Source organism: Gynuella sp. (assembly GCF_050297175.1).
Taxonomy (GTDB): Bacteria; Pseudomonadota; Gammaproteobacteria; order Pseudomonadales; family Natronospirillaceae; genus Gynuella.
In genome coordinates this window covers 32,417-52,660 of the sequence record NZ_JBNKSF010000017.1, presented here as the reverse complement: position 1 = coordinate 52,660, position 20,244 = coordinate 32,417, and the positions used below count along the sequence as shown (strand labels likewise).

Genomic DNA, 20,244 nt, shown 5'->3' with positions numbered 1-20,244 from the left:
GGTTTGGGTTAGCGTATTTGGGCACCCGTCAGGGCATTGCGAATCTGGCTGGGTTTGTTTAGGCCAGAAGTCTCTCCAGGTAATATGTAATCAATCTGTTTGGCCAGTGCTTTTTGAACCTGGATTCGACGGGTTGCAGCCGGTCTGGTGGCAACATTCGCGGATGTGGATACGAGTAACCCGCCCCAGGCATCGCACAGTGCTCTGACTAATGGGTGTGCCGAAACACGAATGGCAACCGACGTATGTTTTCCGGTGATCCATTTGGGTAATAATCCAGTTTCCGGGAATACCCAAGTGTGAGGGCCTGGCCAACTTGCCAGAACAATCTGGCGGTTTTCTTCCGGAAGATTATTCAACCAGAGATTAACGTACTCCACTTTGGACGTGATCAGTATTAATCCTTTGTGTTCTGGACGATGTTTAATATCCAGCACCCGTTGCACAGCATGGCGATTGAAAGGATTACAGCCCAAACCCCAGACACCTTCGGTTGGGTAGGCAATAACATGACCTTGAGATAAATGCCGAATGGCTTTGGATATATGTACGTTCATAAGCCCGGAACTATAAGCAAGCGCAACGTAAAATCAAAGCCTTAAATATCCCCCGGGTGACTGCAGAATAAGTCCTTCCAACTCTAAAGTGAGCAGTTTTTCACTGAGTTCTGCAACTGAAAGCTGCGTCCTCGCGATAATGAGATCTAAAGAGGTTATTTCATAATCAACAGCATTCAGAATGGGATCATCAGATATCGCCGGTTTTTCTGCTTTAGCTGCCTGGATGGTTTGCCCGAATTCAACCAGAATATCCTCTACCGAAGACACAAGTTTAGCTCCCTGTTGTATCAGCTGGTTGCATCCCTGGCTTTGGGGATTATGAATATTACCTGGGATAGCAAAGACCTCCCGGCCTTGTTCCATAGCCTGATCGGCGGTAATTAGAGAGCCGCTGCCCGGAGCTGCCTCAATGACCAAAATGCCTCTGCTTAGACCAGAAATAATACGGTTTCGTCTGGGAAAGTTTCGGGCCAGGGCAGCAGTACCGATTGGAAACTCGGATACGATAGCGCCACATTGACTCATCTGTTGAAATAAAATGCGATGTCGCTTGGGGTAAACCTGATCCACGCTACAACCTAACACTCCTATGCTCGGGTAGCCGGATTCAGCACAGCCGCTATGAGCAGCCCCGTCGATTCCAATAGCCAGACCACTACAGATAAGCCAGTTTGAACGGGATAATTCCCGAGCGAAGGTATCTGCATTTTTCAAACCGATAGCAGATGCATGGCGGCTGCCCACGATACCGATCTGATTACGATGTAGATGTTCCGGGTGACCCTTGATAAACAATACCGGAGGAGGATCAGGGATTTGTTTTAACAGTTCTGGATAATCATCACTTTCGAGTGTCAGTATGTGATGATTTGAGTTGAGCTCCAGCCAATTCAGATCATTGGCAATACCGTTCATGATCCAACTGCCGGCTTCGTGCTGCTGATATTGTCGACAGCTATCAATGACTCGTTCTGAAAAACCGGCCTGACGTAGACGGTCTGATTTCTCAGTCAGGAATTCTGAGGGGGAGGGGTAAAAATTAAGAACGGCAGTCTGTTTGATCGGGGACAGGCCCAGACGATTAAAGCCCAACCAGGCTTTCAGGCGAATAACATCCATGTATTTGTTCCTTAAACAAAAAAGGCCCTCATGAAGTGAGAGCCTTTTATTTTCTATTTATTAATATCCAGGAGTTTTAGTTTCGTCACCGATACTCAAAGGTCTGGTGGCCTCAAGTATGATGCCGTAGGACAATTTTTCAAACGTTCGGAATATCATCAACATGCCAGCATTTTCGGTTGGCAGCTTGGCTGGTTTGTTGGTTATCGGGTCCTTGACCATGCCGCCCTGATGCCAAACGTGCAGGATATTGCCAGCTTTCACACCTTCCCGGTCGCCAAGATTCAAGACAACAATGTCGTACTGACCAATACCTCTGACACCTCGCAGAACTGCCAGAATCGAACCGCTGACATATTCTTTGGGAGCGCTTGGGTAAAACGTGCTTTCAAGCAAATCATTACTGGCCACCATAAGACGATCACCAATACGAACATTTTCATTAGAGCGCTGGATCTGCAACGTGGAAATATCGTTGTCATTACTGCGTTCAAACGTGGCATTGCCCATGCTCTGACCTTCATAACCCAGAATCTCTGAGGTTTCGGGATCTACATAGGGCGTCGGGTTCGGGCGATAAATCTGGTAGCTTGGAGCGGGTGCTTCACCAAAATCACCTCTACCGTAAATGATATCACCGGCACCCAGCACTATGCGGCCCTCAAAACCTCCCAGAATATAGGGTGCGGCGGCTAGTTCTTCACGATCAAAAATACGGTTGCTTGAAAGGAAGCTGTCGATGAACTCTCTTGGAATAGCGGGAATGGCACTCTCGATTGGTTCTACGCGGACCGAAGGTCTTAGTTTAACCACTCCGTTAGGTGTGTTATCCGATTGCACCACCACGGATGAAGCTGCTCCACCGCGTCGTCCGATGGTCAACTTACGCTCTCCACCAACAGTGATAAAACCGATCTCGTCACCCGGATAAATCAGGTGAGGATTTTCAATTTGGGGATTGATATACCAGATTTCGGGCCACAACCAAGGATCTTCTAAAAACATATTAGAAATTCCCCAGAGGGTATCCCCTTTTTTAACTACATATCGCTCCGGGACATCTGGCCGCAATTTCACGACATCTGCAAAGACAGCAGATGCGAATAATAGTCCGATGACAGCGATCCACAATTTCCTCATGGCAGGAATCCCTTGTATCATTCATGGTTAGCTTGGCTGTTTGCCCCGGGAGGTTAGAAATAATCGCCCGGGACCCATATAGTAGCTTACAGCAAATAATAGGCTTTCGGCATAACTCTATGCCCATTCTCTTACTAGAATGGAATGGAGTTCAACTTTTATCTTAGCAGTCAATGCTCTAACCGCACATTTTAAACTGAATTGTTATGGCTAAATTAGAAATTTTAGAATTCCCCGATCCACGATTGCGAACGGTGGCCAAACCGGTAACCGAGGTAACCGATACGCATCGGCAATTGATCGAAGATATGTTTGAAACCATGTATGACGCCCCGGGCATAGGGCTGGCGGCCACACAGATTGATTTTCACGAGCGGATTATAGTGGTCGATGTCTCGGAAGATCAGGATCAGCCCTACGCGTTGATAAATCCCGAGTATGAATGTATCGGTGAACCGATTGACTACCAGGAAGGTTGTTTGTCCGTGCCCGGGTACTATGAAAAAGTCACCCGCAATGACCATATCAAAGTCAAGGCACTGGATAAAAACGGTGAACCGTTCGAATTTGAAGCCCATGACCTATTGGCTATCTGCATACAACATGAATGTGATCATCTGGCTGGAAAGTTGTTTGTTGACTACCTAACCAATCTCAAGCGTAGTCGGATTAAATCCAAGCTGGAGAAAAAACATCGTGAAGAGGCCAAAGCGAAAGCTTCGGGCTGATCATCGAACTGGGAGATTTTTTTTGCGTATTATTTTTGCGGGTACTCCGGGCTTTGCAGCAGAACACTTACGAGCTGTCTTAGCTACTGAACATGAAGTGGTTGCCGTATACACACAACCAGACCGACCTGCCGGGCGCGGAAGAAAACTGGCTGCCAGTCCGGTAAAACAACTGGCAATGGAACATGATATTCCGGTTTTTCAGCCAACTTCCCTGAAACCAGAATCCGAGCATCAGCAGTTAGCTGGATTAAATGCGGACCTGATGGTAGTTGTGGCATACGGGCTGATATTGCCAAAAGCGGTACTCGACATCCCAAAGCATGGCTGTATCAACGTGCATGCATCGCTTTTGCCTCGCTGGCGCGGCGCGGCGCCGATTCAGCGTGCAATTATTGCCGGAGATAGCAGAACCGGAGTCACGATTATGCAAATGGACGTTGGACTCGATACGGGCGACATGCTGTTAAAAGCAGAATGCGTAATTGAACCCGTGGATACCGGAGAATCTCTTCACGACAAATTAATCTCCATTGGCCAGCCTTGTTTACAGCAGGCTTTGAACGATATAGCAAGTAATCGTATCAACCCTGTTCATCAGGATGATACGCTGGCCTGTTATGCCGAAAAATTAAGCAAGGACGAAGGAAAAATCGATTGGCATCTGCCCGCCGCGCAACTGGATCGGCTGATCAGAGGTTTTAATCCCTGGCCGGTGGCACACACGAAACTGGATGATCAGGTTATTCGTATCTGGCAGGCAGGTTATGAACAAGGGGATTCGGGTCAGGCACCTGGTCACATCACGGAAATAGGTAAGGACTTTATCAAAGTGCAATGCGGTCAAGGGCAACTGGTGCTGAATATCATGCAATTACCCGGATCAAAAGCCATGCCGGTCGCTCAGATTCTCAACGGTAAACGTGAATGGTTTGAGCAGCATCGGACATTCCAATTATGAGCAGTCTGCGAGAGATAATAGCGAGCACGGTTGCGACCGTAACTGTTGATGGCAGGAGTCTTACTGATGCCTTGAATCGGGCCGAGCAGGCTTGTGAGGAAGATCAGCTGTCCGCGCTCCGGCATTGGTGTTATGAAAGCTGTCGCTGGTATTTGAAATATCAGGCGGTGCTGGATCGATTACTGAAAAAGAAAATCAAAAGCAAAGACGAAGATATTGTGTGTCTGATGGTGCTGGGTCTAATTCAGCTTGATGACCCATCCACACCTGATTACGCCGCCATTTCGGAATCAGTCAACTGCACAGTTGGACTTGGCAAGCCCTGGGCACGAGGTTTGGTGAATGCCGTTCTGCGTCAGTGGCAGAGCAAGCCCGAAGATTTATTGGCCGATCTGGCAAATGATATCAGGTATGTAAGTGCTCACCCCGGATGGCTTGCCAAACGTCTCCAAAAAGATTGGCCCGTTCAGGCTGAAGCCATTATGGTTGCTGCCAATCAACGAGCGCCGATGAGTCTCCGGGTGAACTTAAGTCAGGGGAGTCGAGAAGATTATCTCCACAAACTGCAACAGGAAGGCATTGATGGCCAGCTAAGCTCTGTAGTTGAAACGGGGATAAAGCTAATCGGAGCCGTATCCGTTCAGGCATTACCAGGCTTTTCCGCCGGTACCTGTAGTGTACAGGATGAGGCAGCGCAATTGGCGGCAGGACTTTTGGAGTTAATCCCTGACCATAGAGTGTTGGATGCCTGTTGTGCTCCGGGTGGAAAAACCACTCACATTCTCGAACATGGTGTAACTGATCTGGTGGCTGTCGACAGTGATGAAACCCGGATCGAACGAGTCAAAGAAAATCTGCAGCGTATGCAGATGTCAGCACAATTGGTCTGTGCTGATGTGAGTGAGACTGAACAGTGGTGGGATAAACAGGCATTTGATCGAATATTACTGGATGTTCCTTGTTCCGCCACCGGAGTGATCCGTCGCCATCCAGACATTCGTCTGCTGCGAGCAGCGTCTGATATCCAGGAACTGGTTCAAATTCAGCGCAGAATGCTGCAAAAACTCTGGCAGTTATTGAAACCCGGCGGCATTCTGTTGTACTCGACCTGTTCCATTCTGAAGGCAGAAAATCAGCACAATGTCGAATGGTTTCTGGAACAGACGAGCGACGCATCGCTTATGCCATTGCCCGATTTGTTAATGGAATATCAAGGACAGTTATTGCCAGCAGTTCAGGGCCACGATGGCTTTTACTATGCCAAGCTTAAGAAGAGTGAGCTGGAATGAAAATAATTATATTGGGAGCTGGCCAAGTTGGCAGCACCCTGGCAGAGAACCTTGCCAGCGAAGACAACGATATTACAGTGGTGGATAACAAGGAAAGCAAACTCAGGGACTTGAGTGACCGGTTGGATATTCAGACAGTCACCGGCATGGGATCTATGCCTTCAATACTGGAAAAAGCCGGTGCGGATGACGCAGATATGCTGATTGCAGTGACCAGCAGTGATGAGGTCAACATGATTGCCTGTCAGGTCTCATATTCTTTGTATCGTACTCCTACCCGTATTGCCCGTATTCGCAGTAATGATTATCTGCAGAACAGCGAAAAGCTATTTAAAAATGATGCGATTCCCGTCGATGTCTTGATTAGCCCTGAACAGGTCGTTTGTGACTATATTCGCCGCCTGATCGAAACCCCCGGCGCTTTGCAGGTACTGGATTTTGTCGAAGGTAAAATTCAGCTGGTCGGGGTGAAAGCGATTAAAGGTGGTTTACTGGTGGGTCAGGAGTTGCGTTATCTGCGTCAGCACATGCCATCCGTTGACACCCGTGTTGCTGCCATTTTCCGGAAAGATCGCAGCATTATTCCCGTTGCCTCTACCATTATTGAAGAAGACGATGAAGTATTCTTCATTGCCGCACGCAATGATATCCGAGCAGTCATGAGTGAACTGCGCCGCCAGGAAAAAGCCTATTCACGCATTATGATTGCAGGTGGTGGCAACATTGGCTATCGATTGGCCAAGTCCATTGAAAAACGCTACGCCGTAAAGATTTTTGATCGTGGTCAGGAGCGCTGTCAGTGGCTGTCTGAACATCTTGATTATGCTTTGGTATTGCAGGGTGATGCCTCCAATCAAGAGCTTTTGTTGGAGGAAAATATCGAAGACACCGATGTATTCATTGCTCTGACCAATGACGATGAAGCCAATATTATGGCATCAATGTTGGCCAAGCGACTTGGAGCCCGCAAAGTCATGACACTGATTAATAATTCAGCATATGTTGATCTGGTGCAGGGTGGTGATATTGATGTTGCGATTTCACCTTCACAAGCCACGATTGGCGGCTTATTAAGTCATGTTCGCCGAGGTGATATCGTCAACGTCCACAAACTGCGTCGGGGGGCTGCCGAAGCCATTGAAGCAATTGCTCATGGAGATGCACAGTCATCGAAAGTGGTGGGCCGAATGATTGAGGATATTGATCTGCCAGAGGGTTGTACGATAGGTGCTATAGCCCGTGGAGAGCAGGTATTTATTGCTCATGATGATCTGGTGATAGAACCTGACGATCATGTCATGCTGTTTTTGACTGACAAGCGCCGGACACCAGATGTTGAGCGGCTGTTCCAGGTTGGACTGACCTTCTTCTGATCGGGGCATCATGCAAAGCAGGATTATTATTCGTATTACCGGGCTGCTCTTAATGCTGTTTAGCCTGACCATGTTACCTTCGGCAATGGTATCCCTGTTATACCAGGATGGTGCCTATGAAACCTTCATCATTGCGTTTGGTGTGGTTCTGGTCAGTGGTTTTCTGATCTGGTTACCGGTAATGAACCACCAGGGTGATCTTCGGACCCGGGATGGTTTTGTCATTACGGTTGTTTTTTGGTTAGTACTGGGCCTTGCTGGCAGCCTTCCTTTCTATTTCGCCCCCAGTGTCAAACTGGACTTCACCAATGCATTTTTTGAAAGCTTTTCCGGTTTAACCACAACCGGTGCCACTGTGATCACCGGGCTTGATGATTTACCACAGTCCATTCTGTTTTATCGTCAGCAATTGCAGTGGCTCGGTGGTATGGGAATCATTGTGTTGGCGGTCGCTATTCTGCCATTGCTGGGGGTGGGTGGAATGCAGCTCTATCGTACCGAGACACCAGGACCGGTCAAAGACAATAAACTCACACCCAGAATCAAAGAAACCGCTAAGGCGCTCTGGTATATCTATGTCACGCTGACCCTCGCTTGTGCGTTGGCTTATTTCATCGCTGGCATGGATGTGTTTGATGCAATTACGCATGCATTTTCGACCATTGCAATTGGCGGGTATTCCACACATGATGCCAGTATTGCTTATTTCGACAGCGTCGCGATTGAAGCCGTTGCTGTCATTTTTATGCTAATTGCCGCCGCCAATTTCAGTCTTCATTTTGTGGCATTCCGTCACCGCTCCATAAAAATATATTTTCAGGAGCCGGAATATCGGACATTTCTCTACATTTTTGCAGTATTGCTGCTCATTGTTGTGTTTACCCTGTGGGTCACGGGAACATATCCGGTTTTATCGGCGGTACGTTACGGATTGTTTGAGGTGACCTCGATCCTGACCACAACCGGCTTTGGTGCGGCCGACTTTTCCTCCTGGCCTTTATTTGTTCCATTCATGCTGTTTTTATCGTCTTTTATTGGCGGTTGTGCGGGTTCTACGGCCGGAGGAATGAAGGTTATCCGCGTCATGCTGATCGTCAAACAGGGTCTTCGTGAAGTCCAACGGCTGATGCATCCACAAGGGGTTTTTCTGTTAAAAGTTGGTAAGCGGACCATGAGTGACAATGTGATTCAGTCAGCTTGGGGATTCTTCAGTGTTTATATTCTGATGTACGGACTGATTTTCATGCTATTGCTCGCAACCGGGCTGGATTTCACCACCTCCTGGTCGGCAGTGGGGGCTTGTATGAACAATCTTGGGCCGGGGCTGAACGAGATTGCTCAGCACTACGAAAATATCAATGAGCCGGCTAAATGGATATTGTGTTTCGCCATGTTACTGGGGCGTCTGGAAGTATTCACCCTGCTGGTGCTCTTCACGCCGATGTTCTGGCGTCGATAACAATCCGCTGGTTATAATGCGCGTCATTTTTACAGCAGACAAGGCGGGTCAATGAGCAAAGAACCAGTGCAATATCGGGATGACAATTCCCACGGCTACCAGCAGGATGATGATATTTACATTGGTGAATTAGTCAGGAGCTTATTGCAGCAGAAAGCTCTGATTACTGTCATTACGCTGGTAGGGGCAGTTTTGGCAGTAATTGTTGCCATGTCAATGCCGAAAATTTACCAGCTAAGGGCAATGGTCTCTGTGCCAACTGGACTGCAAATTGCTCCAATCGTTCAAAATGCCTATTTTCCTGAAAATGTCCCATCGACGACCCAGGATATTTTTCTGGAATATCTGCGCAATCTCAACTCAGACCGGAATCTCAAAGCCTTGTTTGATCAGGAAGGGTTAGGTGAAAAGCTTGATAGTAATAATCCTGATAGTGAGTTTTATCGGCTTCAGTCTGACTTCAAGGCTGAACTCGTAAAACCTGACTATTTGAATTTACCTAATGATGCTGATATGCCAGAGGATTTGATTTCAATTAAAGTAGAAACAACCTCCCCGGAGCAGATTGCTGCATTTCTGAATAAATACCTTACTTTTGCAGAACAGCAAACTCTCGAAAACCTTAAGAGTGACAGCTCCGGTTATATTCAGCAGCGTCAAAGTGAAATCAACCGACGGATAGAACAATTGGTAAGTGATGCCGCGCGAACCCGACAGGTTCGAATTGCGCAACTAAAAGAAGCGTTAGACATTGCTAGAACCGTGGGTATCAAGGATCCTGTATCATTGTCAGAAGCCATGGTTGCCAGCGAAAACTACTTAACTGAGAAAGTAGATAACACTTTGGCAGAACAAGCATATATAGCTGCACAAACCGCTTTGGCAACAGCCTCCACCGAAAGACAGATTACTTTGAATGTGAATGGTCTTCATACCCAGGAAGAGCGGCAGACGCAAAAGTCTGATTTTCTGTACTTAAAAGGCGAAAAGCTGCTCCAGGCGGAACTGGATCGTCTGGTTAAGCGGAAGGATGACAGCTTATACATTCCTGAGATTGCCCGACTGCAAAGTGAACTGGCTTTGTTGAACAGTTATTCGCTGGACTTCAGCGGTGCCGAAGTAAAACATACAGAACTGGAAGCATTTCCTCCGCAAAACCCGGTCAAGCCCAGACGCAAGCTGATTATTGCCATTGGAGTGTTTGGCAGTTTCATGATTGCGTTGTTTGTGGCGCTGATTGTGACCGCGGTTCAACGTGACAAAAACATTCACCACCATTAATCAATCGTCGGAATATTCCGATGGTCAGAACTCAACATAACAGGCAAATATCGTGAGTGAGCAAAAGACGATGACTTTTCAGAGTTTAATTCTGACTCTGCAACAGTATTGGTCCGACCAGGGCTGCGTGATTCTTCAACCTCTGGATATGGAAGTGGGTGCTGGTACATCACATCCGGCGACCTTTCTCAGAGCACTGGGGCCGGAGACCTGGAACTGTGCATATGTGCAACCCAGCCGGCGTCCGACAGATGGTCGTTACGGTGAAAACCCCAATCGTCTGCAACACTATTACCAATATCAGGTCATCTTAAAACCAAGTCCATCCAATATTCAGGAGTTGTACCTGGGTAGCCTGAAAGCCATCGGTATTGATCCGGAAGTGCACGATATTCGTTTTGTTGAGGATAACTGGGAAAACCCAACGCTTGGTGCCTGGGGACTGGGTTGGGAGATTTGGCTGAACGGTATGGAGGTCACGCAGTTTACCTATTTCCAACAGGTCGGCGGCATTGAATGTTATCCCGTCACCGGTGAAATCACCTATGGTCTCGAACGATTGGCCATGTATGTACAGAATGTTGACTCGGTATATGATCTGATCTGGACTGTCGGGCCGGATGGAAAACCGGTGACCTACGGTGATGTATACCATCAGAATGAAGTTGAACAGTCGACCTACAACTTTGAATATGCTGATGTCGAAATGTTGTTTGCCAATTTTGAAGCCTACGAAGCGATGGCGCAAAAACTGATTGCAGACAACCTGCCATTACCAGCATACGAACAAATCCTGAAAGCCGGTCATAGTTTTAATTTACTGGATGCCCGAAAAGCCATATCCGTCACTGAGCGCCAACGCTACATCCTTCGCATCAGAACGTTATCCCGGGCCGTTGCCAAAGGATATTTTGATTCCCGTCTGGCACTTGGATTTCCCATGGCAGAAGAAAGTATTCGTCAGGAAGTGATTGCTGCTGCGGTAAAGGAGAACAAAGAATGAGCCATACCGATTTTCTGATTGAACTGGGTACAGAAGAGCTGCCACCGAAGGCTCTCAAAGGTCTGGCAGATGCTTTTGTGGACATTTTTACTGAGCAGCTGGCGTCGGCCAACCTCAAACATGGCGAAGTGCACGGTTATGCTGCTCCCCGACGTCTTGCCATCTGGATTGAATCTTTGCAGCAGGCTCAGGCTGACGAAACCTTTGAACGTCGGGGCCCCGCCATTCAGGCCGCATTTGATGCCAATGGCAAACCAACCAAAGCGGCGCAGGGGTTTGCGGCAAGCTGTGGTGTAACGGTCGATCAACTCGAACAACTGAAAACCGATAAAGGCAGCTGGCTTGTCTTCAAGGGAATAAAAAAAGGTGTAACCGCTGAGACCTTGCTGCCTGATATTCTGGCAACGACCGTCGACAAATTACCGATTCCCAGACGTATGCGTTGGGGAGCCAGCCGGGTAGAGTTTGTGCGCCCGGTGCAGTGGTTGGTCATGTTGCTTGGCAAAAAAGTGGTTCAGTGTGAGCTTCTCGGTGTCAGTTCTGGTAATACCTCCCGAGGTCACCGTTTTCATGCTCCTGACCCTCTGGAAATAACCTCACCCCGGCAATACGCTGATATTTTGGAGAAACAGGGCAAGGTTATCGCAGACTTTGACCGTCGCCGTCGAATCATTGCTGAGCAGGCTCAGCTGGTGGCTCAAAAGCAGAATTTGCAGGTGATGATAGAGGATGACCTGTTGGATGAGGTCACCGCGCTCAATGAATGGCCAGTAGCCCTGTTGGGACGTTTTGAAGAGCGTTTTCTGGACGTTCCCGCTGAAGCACTGATCAGTTCTATGGCCGAACATCAGAAGTATTTTTACACCACAGACAGCCAGGGCGAGATACAACCGTACTTTGTATTCATTGCCAATTTGGAGTCAAAAGATTCCGCTCAGGTCATTGCAGGGAATGAAAAAGTCATTCGCCCCCGATTATCAGATGCAGCGTTCTTTTGGGAAACGGATAAAAAAACACCACTGGCAGAACGGATTACCAGACTGGATACCGTACTGTTTCAAAAAGAACTGGGTTCTATAGGTGATAAGTGCCGTCGATTGCAGAAAAGTACGGTCATGATTGCTGAGTTGTTGGGCAGTGATCAGAGTCTGGCAGTGCGAGCGGCACAGTTGGCCAAAGCCGATCTGGTCACAGATATGGTGTTCGAATTCACTGAACTGCAGGGTATCGCCGGCAGCTACTATGCGCTCCATGATGGTGAGCATGAAGAAGTTGCGGCAGCGATGAAAGAGCAGTATCTGCCTGCAGGGGCGGGGGACCAACTACCTGTGACTGCCACCGGAACAGCACTGGCGTTGGCTGATAGACTGGATAACCTGAGTGGATTGTTTGGTATTGGTCAACCGCCGAGCGGCACAAAAGATCCTTTTGCATTGCGTCGTGCGGCTTTGGGGGTTTTACGGATATTGGTGGAAAAAGATCTGGATCTCGATCTGGTGGTATTGTTAAACATTGCCTTACAGCAGCATAGCTTCAGTGAAGATCAAAAACAGTCCACCCGCCAACAGGTGTTGGATTACCTGCTTGACCGGTTCACAGCATGGTACGGTGATCAAGGTATCAATAATGTCATTGTTCAGGCTGTTCGGTTTAACAATATCAGCACCCCGGTTGATTTTGATCGCCGTGTTAAAGCTGTCGCCCATTTCAGTCAAAATGAAGCTGCTGAGGCGTTGGTGGCTGCCAATAAGCGGGTTAGTAATCTACTGAGCAAGTCTGCCGAAGGCGCGGTATCACAACAGGTCGATCAATCACTGTTGTCAGAAAGTGCAGAAGTGGCCTTGTATGAAAAAATTATTGGGATTCGCAAAGTAGTGGAGCCCTTGTTCGTCAAAGGTCTATATACTGAAGTGCTGGCTGAGCTTGCTGGCCTTCGGGAGACGGTAGATGCCTTTTTTGACCAGGTAATGGTTATGGCAGACGACATGGCTGTGCGAAATAACCGTCTGGCGCTATTGGCGCAGCTGCGGGCTTTGTTCCTGGAAGTGGCTGATATCTCTGTTCTATAAGGTCATTCGGCTGATTCACTTATTCTTAGCCCTGCAGGAAAGAGTGTAGTGAATCAGCGCCGTTGGATCTTTGGGGCGGAATCCAGTTAATCTAGGGGCCCCTGAAAAATAGGAATAGTTTTGATGCAGGCGAGGAAGCACTACTCGCAACACCGCAATTTACAGGCGTAAATGAGGATGTGAGAAGGGTGCTGACAATGTCCTGCGCGAAAATAGGCCACTTTTCAGAGGTTTCCTAGCCGTATAAACCAAGACTGACTAGTATTAAGGATCTTCAATGGCCTGGTTGCTTGCAGCTATCAGAACGACCATTTTCATTTTTTTTCTGTATGCCCCGTTCACCATATTTTGGGCGACCCTGTCTGTTCTGGTTGCCTGGATGATTCCCAAACGGTTTCGTTACTATTTTGTTATTTATGTCTGGACCAGCGTTATGGTGTTCTTTATGCGCTGGGTGGTTGGTATTCGTTATCGAATAGTTGGTAGAGAAAATATCCCTGCTAAAGGCGTGATTGCCTGTAACCATCAGAGTACGTGGGAAACTTATTTTCTGCAGACTCTGTTTTATCCGCAAACACAGGTGATAAAAAAGTCTTTGCTTAAGATTCCATTTTTTGGATGGGCATTTGCGCTACTTAATCCTATTGCCATAAACCGTTCTGATCGGCGTAGCGCCATGCAGCAGGTCATTGAACAAGGGACCCGCCATTTTCAGGAAGACAATACATACGTGCTGATTTTTCCAGAAGGCACCCGCTACGATGTTCAAAAACTGGGAAAATTTACCAGAGGTGGTGCGGTATTGGCGAAGGCTGCGGGCGTTCCTTTTATTCCGGTAGCACAAAATGCCGGCTACTGTTGGATCAACAAACGATATGTCAAATTTCCCGGATTGGTTACGGTGGAAATTTTGCCTCCGATTGATATGTCGAATATGACCTCCGAACAGGCTACCAATCTTGCTCACGCTCAAATCCAGTCGGCACTGGAACGGGCTCCGGTTCCCAGATGAATTCGTTTGCCCAGCGTCTGAAAAAATTGATCGGTGAACGTACGGTCAGTGCATTTGCCAGGCAAGTGGGAATGAATGAAAGCCTGATTCGAAAATACCTGTCTGGTTCCGAGCCATCAATCAGTAAAGCTGCGCAAATCGCTGATAAAACCAATTCCTCGTTATATTGGCTGGCAACCGGACTGGGCAGCCAGGCAGATACAATTGATCAGGTGGATGACAAGGTATTGCAAAGCGCATTGTCGATTGTCCAGGAGGTTGCCCGTAATCGTGAGGTGCCTATGGACAACCCCAAACTGATAAAACTTGTTTTTGTTCTCTATCAGAATCTCTATATTCGTCGTCAGAGTGATGGCTTCATTGATCTCCGTAAAGCTGCGGTGATGGCGCGCCGTATGGCTAACGAGGAAAATCTTTGATATCGGCCAGAACGACTATTCAGACCGTATTCAGTCCTTCCTTCTAAAATGTCGGTATTCGCTGTTTTACAGTATCGAGGTTAGCGATATGACGTTTATTAGAATAACCGGACCAGTCTGTGTCGCTCTGATGTTGGCAGCAACGCCAACGATTGCAAGTGCCGACAGCTATATTACGAAAGCCAGGGTTGTTGATAGCACTCCTATTTATGAGTCCATCAGGCATCGTAAACCCATAGAAGTCTGTCACTACAATGACGAGGGTTATCACCATCACCGCCAAAGCAGTGTGACGGGTGCAGTCGTTGGCAGCGTGATAGGAGCTGCAATTGGCAGCCAGGTTATCAGTTCTCATCATGATGATAAGGTTGCTGGCACTATCTTTGGTGGTGCCGTTGGTGCGGCGATTGGCAGTCAGGCGGGGGTGAAGCCTCAGCACCGACCACACCGGCAATGTCATACGGAATATGATGTCGATTATCGTGAAGAGTTGGTTGGTTATCGGGTGACCTACTTTTACCAGGGAAAAGAATATCAGACCCGTATGCAAAAACGCCCTGGTCGTTTTGTTCGTCTCAGGGTTGAAGTATCCTTGTTGGATGACTATTAACCGGGCCCAAAATATCAGCCGGATTAGTAGCCGGCGACACGAGATGCTGTGTAATCGCAGCCGGGAAGTATATGAAAATGAATAGAGTTTTGGTGTCGACAGTTTTGATAGTGACAACTGTCATGTCTTTACCAGTGTACGCTGATAACACAACATGCCCGGGAAAGGCGCTACCACTGAAAACTGAAGATCAAATAATTACTATGATAACGTGTGAGTTGGGGGGAAAGGTCCTGCGGCTCAGCCAAATGACCGATCAGGCTGGTAACTTTGAAGCATTGTTACTGCTAAACGGTCGGGTCAGTACTGTTATTGTGGACACTGAAACTGGAACCATTGAACCATATCGAACAATAGGAGAGTGATATGCGGGTACTCATTATCGAAGATCACGAGCGTTTGGGTACGACACTTAAAGAAGTGCTGACCGACAAAGGATATGCAGTGGATTGGGTCAGTGATGGTGAAGCGGGTCTGTTTCATGGTCAGGAATACGATTATGACGTCGCGGTGATCGACCTGGGTCTGCCAAAAATTGATGGTGTTGAAGTCATTAAACAACTGCGCAGTCAGGGAAAAACCTATCCCATTCTGATTTTAACTGCACGTGGCAATTGGCAGGATAAAGTTGTTGGCCTTGAAGCCGGAGCCGATGATTATTTGGTGAAACCGTTTGTTAACGAAGAACTGTTGGCCCGTTTGAATGCTTTACTGCGACGTTCCGCAGGAATGTCCTCTCCGGAAATTTCCATTGGTCCTATTCAACTCAACACGGCCAGAAAAGAGGTCAAAGTACATGGTCAGGTGGCAGAATTGACCTCTTATGAATACAACTGCCTTGAATACTTGGTATTGAACCGTGATAAGGTGATCTCCAAGTTGAAGTTGACGGAGCACTTGTATGATCAGGACTTTGATCGCGACAGTAATGTGATTGAAGTGTTTATCGGTCGTTTGCGCAAGAAAATTGATCCTGATAACGATATTAAACCTATACTGACTGTCCGTGGGCAAGGTTACCGAATCAACGACGATCTATGCGTCTAAACTCCCTTCGTAGCCGGCTGCTGGTGGCAACACTGGCAGTGACCGTTACGTTTACTCCGTTGACCGGCTTTGCTTTGCATAAAGCCTTTCGCTCCAGCCTTGAGGCCGGTGTCAGCGAACAACTGCAATTACAGATCTATAACCTGCTGGCTGAAGCCGTTCTAAAGGATAATCGTCTGGAAATTCCATTCTCGCTACGGGACGAGCGTCTTAACAATCCCCAAAGTGGTTTGTTTGCGTTTGCCAGTACGCAGCGCAAATTACAATGGAAATCAGGTTCCACCCGTTGGGGCAAGGAACTTGAAACATTTCTGGAGCTGCCATCGTTGGAGTCTGGGGCATCAGAAAGCGGTGAATGGCGGCTGGGAAAAGAAAAATACTTCTATCGACGCTTCCAGGTGGTTTGGGAAGATTCAGAACAGCAGGAAATTCCGATTCAGTTTACCGTCATGCAAACGCAGGTGCCGTTTCAGGCCCAGTTGAAAACTTTTACCAAGTTGTTGCGGATCTGGTTACTTGCACTGGTGTTTGGACTGATCCTCGCCTGGATTGCCATTCTTCGTTGGGGATTACAGCCAATGCGAAGACTGGCTGTTGAATTGCGCCGAGTTGAGGCTGGCAAACAGCAGCAATTATCGGGTGATTATCCCGATGAAATACAACCGATCACCTACAATCTGAACCGAGTGCTTGAGGCAGAACAGGATCAGCGGGAACGTTATCAGAAAACTCTGGCGGATCTGGCTCACAGTCTGAAGACTCCGCTGGCGGTCATGAAGGCGGCTCCCACTCATGAGGATTTGGTGGAGCAGGTCGAGAGAATGGACCAGATCATTGGTTATCAGCTTAATCGAGCAGTGGTGAGTAAAAAAACCGGCTTTGTTGGTAAGCCCTGTTTACTGCTCGAAAATGCAGAGCGACTTACCAAAGCCCTGAGTCGGGTATATCCAGATGTTCACATCGATACTTCAGCAGTAAGACCGGATTATCAGATGCGGATGGATGAAAAAGATTTACTGGAGATTCTGGGTAACCTAATGGAAAACGCCTGCAAATACGGTCATGGCGAAGTGCGTTTGGTTGCTGCTGAAAATGAGTTTCGAATTGAGGACAATGGTCCGGGTATTTCTGAAAATGAACGTTTACAGGTATTACAGCGCGGCGTGCGACTCGATTCTCTTCAACGGGGTCAGGGCATAGGAATGGCTGTCGTAGCCGATATTATCAGTAGTTATGATTATGAATTGATCATAGATGACAGCGAATTGGGCGGAGCCAGTTTTATCGTCCGATATTGATGTAACCAATAAATAATTGCCTTCCGTGGCAGTCGAACCGGCGCTTGCTCGACCTGTCCATCCCCTCGCGCCAAACCGGTGCGATACTTGGAGCGTAAGCGCTCTCATTATCGTAGCAGCAAGTTGATAGATGCCCTGTTAGTTTCGGAAACATCTATCTGTACCACACCGTCGATGCAAATAACGTATTTGCATCTTTACCATTAACCGATATGTCGTTCCCTTTATATGTGTGCTGGGCTAAACCCTTGTTATCACACCATTCCTTTGCAGCATCAATTGTTAAGGCAACTTTGTATTTTTTCCAATCAGTCGTGAATGTATGAAAACCATATACCACCTTAAAACCTTCCGTGATGTCATTCTCAAGCCGACAGTTATGGAGATTCCTCTAACGAGTGGTTGGTGATAGCATGGCACAGGTTTCTCGCGAGTCATTTTGGGCCATGCCTGAGTTGTGAACGTTGGCAGGTGTATAGTTTATCTGAAAATTTTCAAAACCACTGGGACCAGACCAATTCGGTTCATGCCAGATCCCATTATAAAACCTGCTTATGGCCAGAGTGTGCGGCTGTGGCACTGAACAAAAGCTGAATCTACACTGACCGAATAACCCCAATAGAATAGCTGTGATAGTCATGATTAAGTTGAACAGAGCCGATTAGAACGAGCAATGGAAATAGAACTGGTAAGGGAACATATTAAGTCACTGCTCGACCGAAGCTGGAACATGGCCAAAGCCTCTCCAGTGGATGCCATTGCAGAAGCACACCAGGCCGAAAATCTCGCTCTGGAAATTGATGACATCTTTCTGGCACAGCAATCCCGTTTTAATCGTTCCTGGTGCCTGCTTTACACTGGAAAATACCATCAGGCACTTGAATTGTTGCTTGATCTGTTGCCGTGGTATGACGACTATGGCGACAGCTACTGGTTGTCCAAGATGTATAATGCCATTGGGTACACTCAACAGCGGTTATCACGTTTTGGTGAGGCTTTGGAAGCCTATTGGAAAGCTCGTGAGCATGCTATCAATGCCAGTAACACCGCCGAAATTTTCACCACTACCAATAATTTGGCATCGCTGGAGATCGAAAAGGGTGAATATCAGATTGCCCTGCAGCTGATCGCTGAAGCGGACAAGCGAATGAAGCAGGACGTGCCTGATCATCTGCTTGCGGATATCCGGTTGAACCGTTGCAAAGCGCAAATCGCGGTTAATGATGTTAGCCAGGGAGAAATCAATCTTCGTAAAGTCATCAATTTCGCCAGAGACCTTGATTATAAAACTCTGGAATTTGATGGATTGATAACTTTAGCGATGATTTTCAGTGAACGTGGCCAGGAAGAAGAGGCGATGGTTTTCATTTCCGAAGCCATGAAACTGGCCTTGAGTCTGGCCAATACCGATTTGGTCAGTATTGTCTACTTACGTCGGGCTCAGGTGCTCAATGCCCGTAACAATGTCACTGAAGCCATCGAAAATCTTTCCAAGTGCCTGTATTTTGTCGACCAGCGCGATAACAAAGTAGCTCTGGACGCGCATCGTTTATTGTCTTCTCTCTATAAGCACATGGGTGATTTCCAGCAGGCCCTGGAGCACTATCACAGCGGTAGTCAGCTGGAAAAAAACATATTTCATACCGAGTCAAAGGCTCAGATCGAAGCACTTCAAATTCAATTACAGGCAGAAAAACGGATTCGTGAAACCCAACTGGCCCGAATTCGTAACAAAGAACTTAATGCCCGCAATCAGCAACTGGAAATCATCAACCTGATTGGTCGGGAAGTGGCTTCCTCGCTGGATATCCATCGTATTATTCAGACCTTGCACAAACATTTTGCAGAGTTGATGGGTGTGCAGATATTAGGTGTTGCGCTGATCAATGACCAAACACAGGCACTGGATTTCAAGTATTTCATCGAAAAAGGCATGATGCTTGAGCCATTCAGTATTCCTCTGGATACGCACGCGAGCTATGCCACCTATGCGGTTAATACCGGTGAATTGGTATTCAGTAACAACGCCCGCGAAGACGCTTATGAGTATTTTGGCAATGTGCAGGACAATATTGTTCAGGGCTCTTTCATTTATGTGCCGTTGTATAAGGACGATGCAGTGTATGCTCTGTTTACGTTGCAGAGTAATAAGATTCAGGCATTTAAGGTGGCTCATATTGAGTTGGTCAGATCGGTTTCACTGTTTCTATCCATCGCTATTCTGAATGCTCTGACCCATCAGCATATCCAAACCCTGACTCGGGAAATCGTCAAAGAGAAAAATGAAATTGCCCATCTGGCCAGTCATGACCGACTGACCAAACTAAACAACCGGATCGGTCTGGAAAGCCACTTCGATCAATTGAGTTCCCAGGAAGGGGTTCAGTTTGCGGTGGTGTATATCGACCTCGATAAATTCAAACCAGTCAATGATCAATATGGTCATGAAATTGGGGATGAAGTATTGCAGATTCTGGCTGAAAGGATGCGCAGAGCCACTCGCCGTTCGGACATTGCCGCGCGTATTGGCGGTGATGAGTTTGTGATCATTCTCAATGGCGTCAATACGGAGTCGGAAGCTCAGCAGATTGTCATGCAACTGCAGGAAAAAATGAGTTCGCCAATTTCGGTCCGGGACCTGATTCTAAAGCTGGAAGCCAGTTTTGGTATTGCCTTCTACCCGGAACACGGTCACAGCCTGAAAGCCATGTTGAAGGCCTCCGATGAAGCAATGTATCGGGTCAAATACCGTGATACTAAAGAGCCCCCGTTTGCCGTAGCTGTTGATCTGGACGATAAACCCGGAATTTAACCGACATCTAATCTCGTAGATTCTGACAGGTCAATTTCATAAAACTGCCATCTGGCTATCACCT

Annotated in this window: 17 protein-coding genes; 14 read left to right on the top strand and 3 right to left on the bottom strand. The window is 47.5% G+C overall.

Features of this window, described 5'->3' with window-relative positions:
• Nucleotides 1-8: 8 nt before the first annotated feature.
• The 3 genes from ACQY6I_RS06510 to ACQY6I_RS06500 are packed head-to-tail and all read right to left on the bottom strand — an operon-like array spanning nucleotide 9 to nucleotide 2,819.
• Nucleotides 9-557: an L-threonylcarbamoyladenylate synthase gene (locus ACQY6I_RS06510; RefSeq protein ID WP_428240660.1), complete on the bottom strand. Its 549-nt coding sequence runs from the start codon at nucleotides 555-557 to the stop codon at nucleotides 9-11.
• Nucleotides 558-590: 33 nt separating this feature from the next.
• The gene (gene dprA, locus ACQY6I_RS06505) at nucleotides 591-1,679 is read right to left on the bottom strand and encodes a DNA-processing protein DprA (protein ID WP_428240659.1); all 1,089 of its coding nucleotides are present in this window, start codon (nucleotides 1,677-1,679) and stop codon (nucleotides 591-593) included.
• Nucleotides 1,680-1,739: 60 nt separating this feature from the next.
• On the bottom strand, nucleotides 1,740-2,819 hold the full coding sequence (locus ACQY6I_RS06500; protein ID WP_428240658.1) for a LysM peptidoglycan-binding domain-containing protein: 1,080 nt from the start codon (nucleotides 2,817-2,819) through the stop codon (nucleotides 1,740-1,742).
• A gap of 206 nt (nucleotides 2,820-3,025) precedes the next feature.
• Between ACQY6I_RS06500 and def the strand changes: the two genes are divergently transcribed.
• The 14 genes from def (at nucleotide 3,026) to ACQY6I_RS06430 (ending at nucleotide 20,180) form a co-directional block, all read left to right on the top strand.
• Entirely contained in the window at nucleotides 3,026-3,547 is a 522-nt protein-coding gene (def, locus tag ACQY6I_RS06495; protein ID WP_428240657.1) for a peptide deformylase, read from the top strand.
• Nucleotides 3,548-3,569: 22 nt separating this feature from the next.
• Nucleotides 3,570-4,508, top strand: coding sequence for a methionyl-tRNA formyltransferase (gene fmt, locus ACQY6I_RS06490; RefSeq protein ID WP_428240656.1), 939 nt, complete (start codon nucleotides 3,570-3,572; stop codon nucleotides 4,506-4,508).
• Entirely contained in the window at nucleotides 4,505-5,797 is a 1,293-nt protein-coding gene (rsmB, locus tag ACQY6I_RS06485) for a 16S rRNA (cytosine(967)-C(5))-methyltransferase RsmB (RefSeq protein WP_428240655.1), read from the top strand. Before fmt ends, rsmB begins: the two co-directional genes overlap by 4 nt.
• Nucleotides 5,794-7,170, top strand: coding sequence for a Trk system potassium transporter TrkA (gene trkA, locus ACQY6I_RS06480; RefSeq protein ID WP_428240654.1), 1,377 nt, complete (start codon nucleotides 5,794-5,796; stop codon nucleotides 7,168-7,170). The genes rsmB and trkA overlap by 4 nt, the downstream gene beginning before the upstream one ends.
• A 10-nt stretch (nucleotides 7,171-7,180) precedes the next feature.
• Nucleotides 7,181-8,629 carry a TrkH family potassium uptake protein gene (locus ACQY6I_RS06475; RefSeq protein WP_428240653.1) on the top strand — a complete coding sequence of 483 codons (1,449 nt, stop codon included), beginning with the start codon at nucleotides 7,181-7,183 and terminating at the stop codon, nucleotides 8,627-8,629.
• Nucleotides 8,630-8,680: 51 nt separating this feature from the next.
• Nucleotides 8,681-9,910, top strand: a complete 1,230-nt coding sequence (locus ACQY6I_RS06470; protein ID WP_428240652.1) for an LPS O-antigen chain length determinant protein WzzB — start codon at nucleotides 8,681-8,683, stop codon at nucleotides 9,908-9,910.
• A gap of 70 nt (nucleotides 9,911-9,980) precedes the next feature.
• Nucleotides 9,981-10,913 (top strand): glycine--tRNA ligase subunit alpha, encoded by a 933-nt coding sequence (gene glyQ, locus ACQY6I_RS06465; RefSeq protein ID WP_428240750.1) that lies wholly within the window; start codon nucleotides 9,981-9,983, stop codon nucleotides 10,911-10,913.
• Nucleotides 10,910-12,982 carry a glycine--tRNA ligase subunit beta gene (gene glyS / locus ACQY6I_RS06460; protein WP_428240651.1) on the top strand — a complete coding sequence of 691 codons (2,073 nt, stop codon included), beginning with the start codon at nucleotides 10,910-10,912 and terminating at the stop codon, nucleotides 12,980-12,982. The genes glyQ and glyS overlap by 4 nt, the downstream gene beginning before the upstream one ends.
• Nucleotides 12,983-13,259: 277 nt before the next feature.
• Nucleotides 13,260-13,994 carry a lysophospholipid acyltransferase family protein gene (locus tag ACQY6I_RS06455; protein ID WP_428240650.1) on the top strand — a complete coding sequence of 245 codons (735 nt, stop codon included), beginning with the start codon at nucleotides 13,260-13,262 and terminating at the stop codon, nucleotides 13,992-13,994.
• Nucleotides 13,991-14,413, top strand: coding sequence for a helix-turn-helix domain-containing protein (locus ACQY6I_RS06450; RefSeq protein ID WP_428240649.1), 423 nt, complete (start codon nucleotides 13,991-13,993; stop codon nucleotides 14,411-14,413). The genes ACQY6I_RS06455 and ACQY6I_RS06450 overlap by 4 nt, the downstream gene beginning before the upstream one ends.
• An 88-nt stretch (nucleotides 14,414-14,501) precedes the next feature.
• Nucleotides 14,502-15,023 carry a glycine zipper 2TM domain-containing protein gene (locus ACQY6I_RS06445; protein ID WP_428240648.1) on the top strand — a complete coding sequence of 174 codons (522 nt, stop codon included), beginning with the start codon at nucleotides 14,502-14,504 and terminating at the stop codon, nucleotides 15,021-15,023.
• A gap of 366 nt (nucleotides 15,024-15,389) precedes the next feature.
• A complete protein-coding gene (locus tag ACQY6I_RS06440; protein ID WP_428240647.1) occupies nucleotides 15,390-16,070 on the top strand; it encodes a response regulator transcription factor in 681 nt (226 codons plus the stop codon).
• Nucleotides 16,061-17,368: an ATP-binding protein gene (locus tag ACQY6I_RS06435; protein WP_428240646.1), complete on the top strand. Its 1,308-nt coding sequence runs from the start codon at nucleotides 16,061-16,063 to the stop codon at nucleotides 17,366-17,368. Before ACQY6I_RS06440 ends, ACQY6I_RS06435 begins: the two co-directional genes overlap by 10 nt.
• A 673-nt stretch (nucleotides 17,369-18,041) precedes the next feature.
• A complete protein-coding gene (locus ACQY6I_RS06430) occupies nucleotides 18,042-20,180 on the top strand; it encodes a sensor domain-containing diguanylate cyclase (protein ID WP_428240645.1) in 2,139 nt (712 codons plus the stop codon).
• The last annotated feature ends 64 nt before the right edge of the window (nucleotides 20,181-20,244 follow it).

Coding starts and splice junctions, on each gene's coding strand:
- ACQY6I_RS06510 (WP_428240660.1), bottom strand. CDS start 557: ATGAACGTACATATATCCAAAGCCATTCGGCATTTATCTCAAGGTCAT.
- dprA (WP_428240659.1), bottom strand. CDS start 1,679: ATGGATGTTATTCGCCTGAAAGCCTGGTTGGGCTTTAATCGTCTGGGC.
- ACQY6I_RS06500 (WP_428240658.1), bottom strand. CDS start 2,819: ATGAGGAAATTGTGGATCGCTGTCATCGGACTATTATTCGCATCTGCT.
- def (WP_428240657.1), top strand. CDS start 3,026: ATGGCTAAATTAGAAATTTTAGAATTCCCCGATCCACGATTGCGAACG.
- rsmB (WP_428240655.1), top strand. CDS start 4,505: ATGAGCAGTCTGCGAGAGATAATAGCGAGCACGGTTGCGACCGTAACT.
- trkA (WP_428240654.1), top strand. CDS start 5,794: ATGAAAATAATTATATTGGGAGCTGGCCAAGTTGGCAGCACCCTGGCA.
- ACQY6I_RS06475 (WP_428240653.1), top strand. CDS start 7,181: ATGCAAAGCAGGATTATTATTCGTATTACCGGGCTGCTCTTAATGCTG.
- ACQY6I_RS06470 (WP_428240652.1), top strand. CDS start 8,681: ATGAGCAAAGAACCAGTGCAATATCGGGATGACAATTCCCACGGCTAC.
- glyQ (WP_428240750.1), top strand. CDS start 9,981: ATGACTTTTCAGAGTTTAATTCTGACTCTGCAACAGTATTGGTCCGAC.
- glyS (WP_428240651.1), top strand. CDS start 10,910: ATGAGCCATACCGATTTTCTGATTGAACTGGGTACAGAAGAGCTGCCA.
- ACQY6I_RS06455 (WP_428240650.1), top strand. CDS start 13,260: ATGGCCTGGTTGCTTGCAGCTATCAGAACGACCATTTTCATTTTTTTT.
- ACQY6I_RS06450 (WP_428240649.1), top strand. CDS start 13,991: ATGAATTCGTTTGCCCAGCGTCTGAAAAAATTGATCGGTGAACGTACG.
- ACQY6I_RS06445 (WP_428240648.1), top strand. CDS start 14,502: ATGACGTTTATTAGAATAACCGGACCAGTCTGTGTCGCTCTGATGTTG.
- ACQY6I_RS06440 (WP_428240647.1), top strand. CDS start 15,390: ATGCGGGTACTCATTATCGAAGATCACGAGCGTTTGGGTACGACACTT.
- ACQY6I_RS06435 (WP_428240646.1), top strand. CDS start 16,061: ATGCGTCTAAACTCCCTTCGTAGCCGGCTGCTGGTGGCAACACTGGCA.
- ACQY6I_RS06430 (WP_428240645.1), top strand. CDS start 18,042: ATGGAAATAGAACTGGTAAGGGAACATATTAAGTCACTGCTCGACCGA.